At 57.7% G+C, this 12,808-nt stretch carries 12 protein-coding genes; all 12 read left to right on the forward strand.

The genetic code is table 11. The features are described 5' to 3' along the window. Window positions 1-5 precede the first annotated feature (5 nt). The 12 genes from EJ066_RS13455 (at window position 6) to EJ066_RS13510 (ending at window position 12,637) form a co-directional block, all read left to right on the forward strand. On the forward strand, window positions 6-830 hold the full coding sequence (locus EJ066_RS13455; protein ID WP_189644480.1) for a carbohydrate ABC transporter permease: 825 nt from the start codon (window positions 6-8) through the stop codon (window positions 828-830). A 24-nt stretch (window positions 831-854) separates the two neighbouring features. Next, window positions 855-2,156, forward strand: coding sequence for a sugar ABC transporter substrate-binding protein (locus EJ066_RS13460; RefSeq protein WP_126038493.1), 1,302 nt, complete (start codon window positions 855-857; stop codon window positions 2,154-2,156). 133 nt (window positions 2,157-2,289) lie between these two features. Next, window positions 2,290-3,714 (forward strand): sulfatase-like hydrolase/transferase, encoded by a 1,425-nt coding sequence (locus tag EJ066_RS13465; RefSeq protein ID WP_245455204.1) that lies wholly within the window; start codon window positions 2,290-2,292, stop codon window positions 3,712-3,714. A gap of 149 nt (window positions 3,715-3,863) precedes the next feature. Beyond that, on the forward strand, window positions 3,864-4,688 hold the full coding sequence (locus EJ066_RS13470) for a MurR/RpiR family transcriptional regulator (RefSeq protein WP_051695325.1): 825 nt from the start codon (window positions 3,864-3,866) through the stop codon (window positions 4,686-4,688). 74 nt (window positions 4,689-4,762) lie between these two features. Continuing rightward, the gene (locus EJ066_RS13475) at window positions 4,763-5,911 is read left to right on the forward strand and encodes an ABC transporter ATP-binding protein (RefSeq protein ID WP_126038499.1); all 1,149 of its coding nucleotides are present in this window, start codon (window positions 4,763-4,765) and stop codon (window positions 5,909-5,911) included. Window positions 5,912-6,014: 103 nt separating this feature from the next. Continuing rightward, the gene (locus tag EJ066_RS13480; protein WP_245455146.1) at window positions 6,015-6,863 is read left to right on the forward strand and encodes a sugar ABC transporter permease; all 849 of its coding nucleotides are present in this window, start codon (window positions 6,015-6,017) and stop codon (window positions 6,861-6,863) included. Continuing rightward, on the forward strand, window positions 6,863-7,696 hold the full coding sequence (locus tag EJ066_RS13485; protein ID WP_029354774.1) for a carbohydrate ABC transporter permease: 834 nt from the start codon (window positions 6,863-6,865) through the stop codon (window positions 7,694-7,696). Before EJ066_RS13480 ends, EJ066_RS13485 begins: the two co-directional genes overlap by 1 nt. Window positions 7,697-7,739: 43 nt before the next feature. Then, window positions 7,740-8,990 carry an ABC transporter substrate-binding protein gene (locus EJ066_RS13490; RefSeq protein WP_029354776.1) on the forward strand — a complete coding sequence of 417 codons (1,251 nt, stop codon included), beginning with the start codon at window positions 7,740-7,742 and terminating at the stop codon, window positions 8,988-8,990. Window positions 8,991-9,051: 61 nt separating this feature from the next. Beyond that, entirely contained in the window at window positions 9,052-9,861 is an 810-nt protein-coding gene (locus tag EJ066_RS13495) for a phosphodiesterase (RefSeq protein WP_091597850.1), read from the forward strand. After that, window positions 9,858-10,589 (forward strand): HAD family hydrolase, encoded by a 732-nt coding sequence (locus EJ066_RS13500; RefSeq protein WP_051695327.1) that lies wholly within the window; start codon window positions 9,858-9,860, stop codon window positions 10,587-10,589. Before EJ066_RS13495 ends, EJ066_RS13500 begins: the two co-directional genes overlap by 4 nt. Before the next feature lie 573 nt (window positions 10,590-11,162). Continuing rightward, window positions 11,163-11,945: a metallophosphoesterase gene (locus EJ066_RS13505; protein ID WP_029354781.1), complete on the forward strand. Its 783-nt coding sequence runs from the start codon at window positions 11,163-11,165 to the stop codon at window positions 11,943-11,945. Continuing rightward, the gene (locus EJ066_RS13510) at window positions 11,942-12,637 is read left to right on the forward strand and encodes an HAD-IA family hydrolase (RefSeq protein ID WP_091597848.1); all 696 of its coding nucleotides are present in this window, start codon (window positions 11,942-11,944) and stop codon (window positions 12,635-12,637) included. Before EJ066_RS13505 ends, EJ066_RS13510 begins: the two co-directional genes overlap by 4 nt. Window positions 12,638-12,808: the final 171 nt, after the last annotated feature.

Here is a 12,808-nt window from a genome sequence, read left to right on the forward strand (position 1 = left end):
AGCCCATGCGTCGGGACCTCGGACGTCGCATCTACGGATACCTTGTCTCCGCTGCCTTTGCGCTATTCCTGTTCTCGCCGATATTGTGGACCCTATCGACATCTCTCAAGCAGCCGACCGAGATGTTTCAATGGCCGCCCGTGATCGTGGGGGAGCCATCCGCTCAGCACTATACCGCGATAATCGCTGACAAGGACTTCTCTTCCGCGCTCATCAATTCAATTGTGGTCTCATGCAGCACCATCATATTGACCATGGCGCTTTCGATCCCGGCAGCCTTTGGCATCTCTCATTTGCAGAAAACTGCGATGCGAAGGCTATTGACGCTGGTGTTGGCACTCCGGGCGGCGCCAGCGATGATCTACATCATCCCCTACTTTCTCTTTTTTCGCCAAGTACACCTCGTCGACACGAAGATTGCGCTGATCATCGTCAACACAATGTTCGCGGTTCCGCTTGCGATATGGTATTTGTCGGCGTTTTTTGACCAAGTGCCGCGTGAAATTGAAGAAGCCGCGATGATAGACGGCGCGTCAACGCTGCAGACGATGACGCTCATCTCGATACCCATCGCCAAATCTGGTATCATGGCAACAGCAATACTGATATTTATTGGTTCGTGGAATGAGTTTCTTTTCGCGCTGACATTGACACGCGATGACGCAAAAACCGCAGCCGTCGCAATACTGAATTTCATGCCATTTGAGGGGACCGATTGGGGCAAGGCGGCAGCCGCATGCGTGCTTATGCTGGTCCCGATCGTGGTTTTCGTGCCGTTCGTAAAGAAATACGTCGCCGGCCCAACAACGACCGGTTCCGTGAAAGGGTAAAACACTAGCTCAAGGAGAAAATCAATGAGGTATCTTGGAATTCTTGCCGTTGCGTTCGGTGTTGCCGTCGGCGGGGGAGCGACGGCTCAACAGCGCTATGACGGCGCGAAAATAAAGATCCTATCGACAAACTCGGCATACGATTTGGAGCTCAAAAAATTCGCGCACGAATTCACAGAGAAGACTGGCGCTGAAGTGCAGTTTGATCTCTTCGGTTATGCGCCGACCGTTCAAAAAGTGTCGGTCGAGCTCCTAACGCGTTCAGATAGTTACGACGTGGTATACTTAGGGAGCGAGGAGTTCGGGCGATACGCATCTGGCGATATCCTGGAGCCGCTCGATAATTACATAGACATGAAGAGTGCGGACGTACAGGATTTCATCGATCCCGTGCTGCGCCTCTACAATAAGGACGGCAAACAGCTGGCATTTCCGCATTTCGCGGCGACACAGCTCCTGTATTATCGTGCCGACTTGTTCGAGAAAGCCGGAATCAAACAGCCACCGCAAACGTGGGAAGAGTTCCGTAATGATTGTGATCTGCTGAGAAAGGCAGACATTCAGTGCACGGCGCTACGGGGTCAACCGGATACTGGCGAGAATATATGGTTTTGGGGCCAGGTTCTTTATGGTTTTGGCGGTAAATATTTTGCGGACGAACCAGCGGATCTGACGCCCACGGTAAATTCGCCCGCTGCGGTGGAGGCGCTGAAATGGTACACGGATGTGATGACCAATTTCACTGTGCCTGGGAGCATCTCAGCAACCTTCGATGATGTTGTCATCGCGATGCAGCAGGGCCGCATTGCTATGACTGTCGAAGGCGCTCCCACCGCAGGTCGCATTCTCGATCCCAAGCTGTCGAAGGTCGTCGGCAAGCTTGGGTTTGCTTTGCCCCCTGGCGGCGTAAGTGGGAGGTTCCCGCCCTTTGCGGGACAGGCGTATGTCATTCCAGCTGCATCAGAAAACAAGGCAGCTGCAGCGGCCTTCCTTCAATGGGCGACGAGTAAAGATCTCATGAAGCGGATTTCGCTCGACAGCACCTTTGTCGCCATCACCAGGACATCGCTGTGGGACGATCCGGAAATCCGTGCGAAACATGATTATGATTATGGCCATGGATCGTTTGCGGCAACGTATGCAGAAACGCTTCGCGGGGCGCCCGAGTGGTATTATCCTCGCATTCCAGAATTCAAGGAGATCGGCGATCGCCTTGGCCGTGCCCTGCAAGAAGCGGTTGTCAGGAGCAAGAGCCCAGAGGCTGCCTTGGACGATGCTCAAGGTGATGCGGTCGAAATCGTGAAGCGCGCTGGATACCTGAAATAGCCGTTACACGTCGCCACCGGCGCGGTTTTGCGCGCCGGTGCGCGCGCGAACTGAACCTTCATAGCGCGTGGGATGAGAGTTGAGGAACTTTAGTATAGTCTGGATTTGCAGCGATCAGCAGCGTTGGGACACCTTGCAGTGCCTAGGGTTCAAAGGCACGCAGACTCCCAATATTGACCGCCTGGCGGCGAGGGGCACGGCATTCGCCCGTGCGTATTGTCAGAGCCCTATCTGCACGCCGAGCCGAACGAGCTTTCTGACAGGCTTGTATCCGATCGCACACCAAGTGCATCAGAACGGCGCCGGCACATTTCCTTCGCATCTCGTTTTGCTCCCAAAACTGATGGCGAACGCCGGATACTATACAGGGCACATAGGAAAGCTGCACCTGTCTGCCACACGTGGCATGATAGAAAAGCGCCCCGATGATGGATTTGCCGAGTTCTACTGGAGCCCTGAGCCATTTCCGGAGTGGTCAGGCAACCACGACTATCATGCGTGGATGTGGTCAAAAGGGATCAATCCCGAAGCCTACTTCAAACCCTATCTTGACCAACACTATGGTCCGGGACCAGCCGCAGAATATCGGCAGGCGCGTTGGGCAGGCGATCGGGCTGAGCGCTTCATCAAGATGCATTCTGATCGTAGTTGGTATTTAGGCGTTAACATCGACGCGCCTCATCCGCCCCTCAATCCCCCGCCAGACTACCTCAGGCGGTTCAATCCAAATGATATGCCTGATCCTGCGTTCAAGCCGATTGATCTCGAGCACCAGAAGAAATTTGAACGAGTCGATCAGCAAGCGAAATTCGCGGTGGATCCTTGGCACGCAGCAACAGACGCGGGTGAGGCGCACAACGACGAATTGGCAGGACCTACGCATGAAGCGCCACCAACGAAGTTCAATATTTGGGAGATGAGAGCGGCCTATCACGCCGAGGTGGCACAGGTGGACGATCTGGTCGGCCGGATACTAGACACTTTGACGGAAACCGGCCAGCTGGATCGCACGATCATCGTCTTCATGAGCGATCATGGTGATATGATGGGCGACCACGGCCTGCTCTACAAAGGCTGCCGGTTCTATGAGGGTGTGGTGCATGTCCCACTTGTGATTTCCGTGCCTGGCAGCCCAGCCCAAGGATCGGTGTCGAATGCACTTGTCGAGCTGGTCGATATTGCGCCCACATTGCTCTCGTTATCGGGGCTTGAGGTCCCAAAGGCCATGCAGGGGCTGTCACTCGACCAGATGCTGCTTGGGAACACTTCACTGGATTGCCATAAGCCATACGTTGTCAGTGAGTATCACAACTCCCTCAGGTTCCGCGGCAGCCGAGGGTCTCGCGCATCGATGTACTATGATGGACGTCACAAACTAAATGTATATCACGATGTTGGAATAGGAGAGCTGTTCGATCATAAAGAGGACCCCAATGAGCATTATGACCTATGGGATAGCCACCATCACAGGGGATTGAAATACGACCTATTAGGCCGCAGCTTTTCCGCAATGATGCTTAGAAGTGGATCCGGCCCGGAGAGAATTGAGGACTATTGACCTTGGCGGACCGACGCCAGGATGGTCACGAGCGAGGCATTGTTCTCGCGACCTTGGGGCCGCCCTCGGTCGATTGTCCAGAAATTGATCGATAATTTATGGTATCTCGCTGCTCTTTCCTTCATTCATAAGGGGTGAGGATTGTGGAAATGAGCGTCAACTCACCTGCAATGAAAGCGGCATCGCACGAGAGCATCTTGGCTCGCCTGCAGGACGACATCGATCGATTGCCCAATGCGCTCGCTCGCATTGCCAAATACATTCTGGAAAACCCGGAAAAGGTGCTGCACCAATCGGTCGCGGAGCTAGGTGAATTCGCGGCCAGTGGTGAAGCGAGCATATTGCGGCTTTGCCGGCAGATAGGCTTTTCCGGCTTCCGCGACTTCAAGCTGGCATTGGCGGCCGAGATTGGCCGCCCGGGACTGCCTCCTACTGCTGCTGGAACTGCGGATAGCGCTCTGCAATCCTTGCACGACACCATGGCGCAAAACCTCAGCATCGCACACAACAATGCCGATTCCGAAACTCTCGCGAAGGTCGCCGCCGCGCTTGCGGCAAGCAGACGGATCGACCTCTACGGCGCCGGAATGTCCGGTATAACGGCAGAACTGCTTGCCTATAGGCTTTTGCGTGTCGGGCTAACGGCCTTTGCGTTCAGGAATTCCAACATGGCTCACGAAGTCGCCAGCGGGCTTAGTCCCGGATGCGTTGCGATCGGCCTTTCGATCTCCGGCCTCACGGTTGACACCGTCCAGTTCCTCAAGGGCGCCCGTTCTGCGGGGGCACTGACCGTCGCCATCACCAACCGCGCCCGCAGCCCGCTCGAGAAAGCGGCTGACTTCACCCTGCAGGCCTCCGGCCTTCAAGACCACCCGATCGGCGGCACCCTAACATCGACGATCGGCAAGATCTTTGTGATCGAAAGCCTCATGCTGGCGCTCGGAAAGGCGATGGATAAACCGGTTGCCAAATGAAATTAAACTCCATATTGTCACGAAAATGAAATAAAGCACCGATAGAAGTCACGCCCACCGAAAGGGAACTCGGAATGGCAGCGTTAGACCTTCACATCGACGACATCGGCAAGCGGTTTGGCGCGATTGATGTCCTGCGCGGCATCTGTCTAAGGGTTGCTGCGGGGGAGTTTGTGACACTGCTGGGGCCGTCCGGGTGTGGTAAATCAACGCTTCTTCGGATCATCGCGGGGCTGGAGCGTGCCGACCAGGGCCATGTGCGTGCAGGAGGCAGGGGGCTGGACGCGGTGGCGCCGAAGGACCGCGACCTAGCCTTCGTGTTCCAGAGCTACGCCCTTTATCCGCATCTGAGCGTGCACGACAACATTGCAGCCCCGCTGGTCATGCGTGAGCTAAGCAGCTTGGAACGGCTTCCTGTGATTGGCGCGCTGCTGCCCGGAGCCATCCAACGCAAACGCTCGATCCAGGAGCGGGTCCGGCAGACATCAGGGCTTCTCAAGCTCGACGCGCTGCTCGAGCGTCGACCGTCGGCGCTGTCGGGCGGGCAGCGCCAGCGCGTGGCTTTGGGACGCGCCATGGTGCGCAAGCCGAAGATCTTCCTGATGGACGAACCCTTGGCAAACTTGGACGCAGCGCTGCGCATCCATACGCGTGGCGAGATCGCACGGCTTCACAAGGAAATGGAAACGACGACTATCTTCGTTACCCATGACCAGGCCGAGGCGGCAGCGCTTTCAGACCGCGTCGCAGTCATCTTTGGCGGCGAACTCCGTCAGGTCGCAGCCCCTGCCGATCTCTATCGCGAACCCGTCGATCTAGACGTAGCGCGCTTCCTGGCGCAGCCATTCCTGAACGAGCTGGCAGTGGCCGCACCTATAGGCGGCGGGCTCATGATCGGCGGCAGCAGGATCATCATTCGCGACGCGCTCGGATCCGGGCTGGCCGGAACGCTGGCCTTCCGCCCCGAGCATGCGACCCTGGCTGAGAAGGATCATCCAGGAGCCCTGCCGGTTCGCGTCACGCGCATTGAGCACGCAGGGATCGACGCTCACGTCTTTGTCGATGCCGAGGCCGGCGCTCAGTTCGTCGCCCGCATTTCCGCCGAGCGCGCGCGATCACTGCGTGACGGCGACAATCTGGGACTGACCATCGACGCTGAAAGGGCATGGTTCTTTCCTTCCAACGGCTCGCGCCAGCGTGGCGATCACAGCGGGGCAGTCTGACATGGCCTTAGCCAACGACATTCCGCTCAGTTCCTTAGCTCCGAACACTGCAGGCAGGTACCGGCCGGCTCGGGCCCAGGCGCAAGCTGGCATAATTCTGTCCGTGCCGGCGACGCTGTTGCTTGTTGCCCTTGTCATCGGGCCCGCCATTCTTGTCTTCTTTCTGTCCTTCACGAATGCGTCGCTCGGCTTGGCCGGAATCCAATTCATCGGGGTTGCTAATTATACGCGCATGTTGACCGACCCTGGCTTTGCTCAGAGTCTGCGCAACACCGCGCTCTATGTGGCTGTGGTCGTGCCGACGGCAATCGGGTGGGGGCTGCTCGTCGCCGTTTTGATCGCTAGATCACGGTTCGCAGTTCTCTATCGAACCGCTTACTTTCTGCCCGTGGCTGCAAGCTTGGTTGCTCTCGCGACCGCGTGGGAAGCAATCCTGCATCCAAGTCTGGGTTTTGCCAACACGCTGCTGCAGCTCCTGGGCGCATCGCCCGTCAGGTTCCTGTCCGACCCGGCGACGGCCATATATGCGCTCGCGGCGATCGGCGTCTGGCAGTTGGTTGGCTTCAACATGATCCTTTTCCTGGCTGGCCTTTCGACCATTCCAGAGGAGCTCTACGAAGCTGCGACTATCGACGGGGCGGACAGGGGACTGAAGCGCTTCCTTCTGGTCACCTGGCCGATGCTGGCGCCAGTTACGGTGTTCGTCACCGTGATGACAATTATCCGCGCCTTTTCGGTTTTCGAAACGGTCGCGGTCCTCACACAGGGAGGGCCGATGAAATCTACCTCCGTCGTTCTTTACACTTTTTATGAAGAAGGTTTCCGCTTCTTCCGCGTCGGATATGCTTCTGCGATCTCCGTTTCCTTTTTTGTCTTCGTGACTTTCCTGTCGCTCGTCCAGATGCGCGTCTCCGAGCGTCGGGCGCGCTGGAAAGCAAATGGAGGCCAGTGATGATCCTGGGGCAATCTTCCTCTTCCCGCATTGTCTCGCATGCTGTGCTTGTCACCGGCGCGATCATCATGGTCTTTCCGTTTCTGTGGATGATCCTTGCCTCGCTGACGCCACAGAGCGAGATCTTTGACGGCAGCCTGCTTCCAACGCCGACCCTTCACGGCGCAATCGACAATTACGGCACTGCGCTCTCGGCAATTCCGCTGCTTCGGTTCATGGCAAATGGCTTTGTCGTGTGTCTGGCAATTCTTGTGTTGCAGATCGCGATCGCCATCCCATGCGGCTATGCGCTGGCCAAGCTGTCCTTCCCGGGCCGCCCTATTCTGCTTGTCGGCGTCCTGCTCGGCCTTCTGGTGCCGGTGCAGATACCAACCATCCCGATCTACATAGCCCTCGCAAAATCCGGACTGCTCGACAGCTATGCCGCTCTGGTTCTGCCCTGGATCATTTCGGTGTTTGCCATCTTCCTGTTCCGGCAGTTCTTCGTGACCTTTCCGGATGAGGTGCTCGACGCGGCGCGGCTCGACGGTTTCAGCGAGCTATCGATCGCCTGGCGGATCATGCTGCCAGCAGCTTGGCCGGCCGTCGTCTCCTTCTCGATCTTCTCTATCGTGGCCCATTGGAACGATCTTTATTGGCCAATGGTGGTGATAACCAATCCCGACATGATGACGGCTTCGCTCGGCATTGCCTATTTCCGGCAGGCCGGCGAGGGCGCCGGAAATGTCGGTGCGCTGATGGCGGGGGGCGTTCTCGTAACTGCTCCCTTGGTCTCTTTTTTCCTTCTCATGCAGAAACACTTCATCCGAGGTCTGGTGCTCGGCCGACACTAGCTCCGTCTCTAAAAACCCCCATCTCAAAACTCAGGAGAGCAATGTGAAAACAGTTGCAATGATCCTTGCTGCCGGTGTCGCAGCGGCAGCCATGCCAGCGCAAGCCGAGACGAAACTCAATGTCTATTACGCCTGGCCCGAACACGAAGTGATCCACAAGCCGATTGCAGACCGCTTCATGGCGGACCACCCGGAAATCAAGATCAGCTTCCGCGCTGCTGCGCCGAGTTATGACGAAGCTGTCCAGACGTTGATTCGTCAGAGCATGGCAGGCGAGTTGCCGGACGTTCACTATGTCGGCTTTAACGTGCTCCGTCCGCTCGTCACGCGCGGGCTCGTAAAGCCCATCGACGATCTCGTTGCCGCCGATCACCTGGCCGATAAGGGCTACACGGAACAAATCCTGTCTCTGGCAAGAATCGAGGGCCATCTGTACGGACTTCCCTTCGCCATGTCGACGCCGGTCGTTTATTACAATGCCGATCTCGTGAAGCAGGCGGGCGGCGACCCCGACAAGGTTCCGACCGATTGGGACAGCTTCGTCGCACTGGCCGGCAAGGTCGGTGCGCTCGGCAATGGAACGTCCGGCATGTATTACCAGCTCGGCTCGGACGACTGGGCCACGCAGAACCTGGTACGCAACTTCGGCGGCCAGATGATGAACGACAAGGAGAGCGACATCGCTTTTGACGGTCCTGCAGGCCAGGCTGCCGTCAAGCTGTTCAAGCGGTTCCACACCGACGGCGCTCAGCCGGCGATCGACTCCCATGCCGCCCGGCAGCTCTTCACCTCTGGCAAGCTCGGCTTCTTCTTCGCCTCTGCCGGCAGTGTGAGCGGTTTCGAAGGTGAAATTGGAGATCGGTTCAAGCTCCGCACAGCCAAGCAGCCGCTCGGCGCTGAAGATGCGACGATGCCGACGGGCGGCATGGTTGCGATAATCCTTACCGACGATCCCGCCAAGCGCGCCGCCGCCTGGGACTACGTCAAGTTCACCACAAGTCCTGAAGGCCAGAGCATTGTCGTGCCGAATACTGGTTATATGCCGACCAACACGCTTGCCCTCGACAAGGATCATCTCGCCGGCTTCTACGATAAGCACCCGAACTGGTACACCAGCGTGCTTCAGACGCCCCGCGCCCGCCCGTGGTTCTCCTGGCCTGGTGATAACGGCGTGCAGATCGGGGAGGTCCTCCGCGACGAGATGACGGCTATTGCGCTTGGATCCAAGGAACCGGAAGCCGCTCTCGCAGACATGGTGTCCGAGGTTCGCGCACTCCTGCCGAAAACGAACTGATCGCCTCGTCCGAGACGCTGCACGCTCCTGTGCGGCATCCCTCCCTTTTTCGGGATTATCCATGAAACTCATTCATCTGACCGACCCCCATCTTGTGCCGTTAGGCGCCATGCTCTTCGGCTTCGATCCTGCCCAACGGCTTCGCAAGACCATTGAGCGCATCAACCGCGATCACGCCGACGCCGAGCTTTGCGTCGTGACTGGCGATCTCACTGACGAGGGAGATTTCGCTTCCTATGTCCTACTTCGCGAGGTGCTGCAGGAACTGCGCGTGCCCGCCCGCCTTCTGCTCGGCAATCACGACAGCCGCGAGAATTTTGTTCGGGCGTTTCCTGGAGAGCCGCGCGATGAGAACGGCTTTATCCAGTCGGTTCACGACGGATCTGCCGGGCGCCTCATTTTTCTCGACACATTGGTGGAAGGTTTCGGTCATGGCTCCTTGGACGATGGTCGGCTCGAGTGGCTGCTGGCCCGGGTGGCCGAGGCGTCGGATGTGCGGGCCTACCTCTTCGTCCATCATCCGCTGCAGCCGATCGGCCTGCCGCATTTCGAACCCTGGAGCACCGAGAATTGGCGCCCGATCATGCAGGCGATTGTCAGCGCCGGCAATGTGCGGCACATTTTCCACGGCCATGTGCATGTCGATGTTGGCGGCACCTGGAGCGGCATCCCTTTCAGTGCAAACCGCGGCGTGGCGCATCAGATCATTCCACATTTCACGCGGAGAGACGCGGACTTCGTCGAGGATGCGCCCGCTTTTGACATCGCGATAATCGACGTTGATGGGGTCCTGGTGCATCGCTTCGAAGTTAGCGACCGACATGTGGTCGAGGTCTCCGCAGAAGGTTGGGTTCCCGAGGGCATGCAATGAATCAACAGGCCTCTTATGAACTGGTCATCTTCGATTGCGACGGCGTTCTGATCGATAGCGAGACGCTGGCAAGTCGAATCGATGCCGAAGAACTTACCCGCATTGGCTATCCCATGTCGTATTCTGATGTGATTCTGCGGTTTACCGGCCTTTCCTCAGCCACCATGCGGAAAATGATCGAAGAAGACTGGGGCCGCCCTCTACCCAGCGACTTCGACGTCATCGTGCAATCCCGGATAAAGGAAAGCTACCAGACGGAACTGCAAGCGATCAGCGGCATTGACCAACTCCTGCATCAGTTGCGATTGCCGCGCTGCGTCGCATCGAGCAGCGCCCCCGACAAGCTGCGGCTTGGTCTTGAACTGACGGAACTTTGGGCATACTTCCATCCCCACGTGTTCAGCTCCGCCATGGTAAAGGCCGGTAAGCCTGCACCGGACCTCTTCCTGTTCGCTGCCGCCCAGATGGGCACTAAGGCAGCGCGCTGCGTCGTTGTCGAGGACAGCATTGCAGGCGTTCGAGCCGGTGTGGCCGCGGGGATGATGGTGATCGGTTTCACCGCGGGCGGCCACTGCCACGACGACCACGGTCAACGATTGCTGTCAGCCGGCGCTGCGGTGGTCGCGCGATCAGCCGAAGAACTTAGCGTCCTGCTGATGACGAGCGAAGTCCAGCCCAATACAAAATGGCAGGAGGCGGACCCGGTGGCAGCAGGTGCCGTAAGGTGAACTGCAGCAGCTTCCCATCCACTCAACCCCACAAAAATGTCTTCCTATACCGACTGTCCCGGCGATTCCGTCCACTTGACATAAATCCGAACAAAGCTCCCTTGCATTCGATAACGGCGAAGTCTGACAGGCGGATGCGGCATGGGGCGGGCGCGCGCAAGCGACACTCAACGGTGTTCGACCGAGCTGCTCACAAATTACAATTGAGGGTCAAGAAGGAGCATTCGTGTCTGCGTGGGGGAACTCACCGGAGCTCGAAGCACAGGCCCGTGGCACCGTTTCGATGATGGACGAGTTACTTCATGATCAACCGAAAGCGATAGCGACCGAGGTCCCTTATGCGGCCCGAGCATTTACAACTCGCGACATTTATTGGCCGTTCGTCGGTCAACTGTTTGCTTGGAATCGAACACCTCCGGGCGGCAGAGAGGGTCGACCCCTCACTGCTCACGGTTCGCTGTCAGACGCCTGGAATAGATGGTCACCACAACGACGACAATCAAGTGGCCTGACGCAGCAGCGGTCTCTTGTCCCACTTCCTCCCAGGGTCGGGCCCAATCTGAGTGTGGAGCAATGCAGAAAATCATTCATATCACGGATCCTCATTTTGTTGCCCCTGGCAAGACGCTTTACGGCATCGATCCGGCGCAGAGATTGCGCGACACCTTGGACCATGTCTCGCGCGTACACGCAGATGCCAAGCTCATCCTTATTACTGGCGATCTTGCTGATACAGGCGATCCAGCCGCTTACGCACTCTTGCGCGAGATCTTGTCGGAGGTCCGGCTCCCGGTCCATTTGACGATCGGCAACCACGATGACCGCGGCGCATTTCGAGGCGTATTCGGCGGGGAAGGATTCGTTCAGGCGGCTGTCGACTTGCACGACTGGCTCGTCGTCTTGCTCGACACAAAGGACGACATCAGCCATTTCGGTTGTCTTGACGGTGGCCGGTTTGAATGGCTGCAGGACCAGCTTTTCCGTGCCGCCGGCCGACCAGTCGTGGTTGCTATGCACCATACGCCGGCGGATTTGCATGTGCCTTGTTTTAAGACGAGCGATATGAAGGAGTCCGATCGGCTCCTTTCCATCCTTCGGAAAAACGCATCGGTCCGCCACATGCTCTTTGGTCACCGGCATGTTGCTGCAGCAGGCAGTTTGTCGGGCATATCGTTTACTGCCAGCCGTGGCACGGCGCAGCATATCGTTCTGGACTGGGAACAATATGGCAAGCCCATATTTGTGGCGGCTGCGCCATCATACGATGTCGTCATGTTGGACGGATCGGATGTCGTTGTCCATCGTCACGAGGGACTTGATCAGCTGCCTGTCATTCGTCCCGGTGATCCGAAATGATGGCTTCACCATCGATCAAAACGTCCGATCGGTCGCGGCCTCGACTGATCATCTTCGATTTTGACGGCACCCTTGCGGAGACGGAAATCGTAGCATCGGAGGTGATTTCGGCAAAACTTGCCGCGGAAGGTTTCCAGGTGCATCCAGATGAAATAACGGCAACGCTCTCCGGTGTTGAGCGAGACGATCAACAACGGCATCTGGAAAGACTTGTCGGTGTAAGCCTGCCGAAGAACTTCATGGAAACGGCCGCGGCTGAGATCCAGCTGGCCGCCTCTGGGATCCTGTCGGCGACACCTGGCGCGGTTGAACTGCTCCAGTGGCTTTCCATTCCCTTTTGTGTCGCATCGAACACATCTCGTTTCGAACTCATCCACCGCATGAGAGCCGCCAATCTCTTGGGGCTTGTAGGCTCACGGTTCTTCTCCTCCGATGACATCGGTGTCCGGAAGCCTGACCCTTCTGTGCTGCTATTGGCGGCGGAAATCATGGGCGTGTCTGCCAGAGAGTGCCTTGTCATTGAGGACAGCGTCATCGGTCTTAGTGCCGCGCGAAATGCAAATATGCGCTACTGCGCATTCGGGGGCGCCCGCCACCATACGAGTCGACTGAGGAATGACCTCCGGACCTTTGAGCCGGAGGCATTGTTGCTGAACTTGGCGGAACTTAAAGGTTTGCTTTGCCCAATGTAGAAAGAGGGCAGCGGCGTGGACGGTCCGCCCGCGCCTGCATCCGGAACACCATACCCCGGCGGGCAGTGCAATGGCGGACAGGTCATCAAGCTTGGTGCGGGATGCGGTATGCGGTCTGGTCGCCAGCGGGCCTAGCTCACAATCCAGAATCGCGCATTTTGTTGCCTAAAA

This window comes from Mesorhizobium sp. M9A.F.Ca.ET.002.03.1.2, assembly GCF_003952365.1.
Taxonomy (GTDB): Bacteria; Pseudomonadota; Alphaproteobacteria; order Rhizobiales; family Rhizobiaceae; genus Mesorhizobium.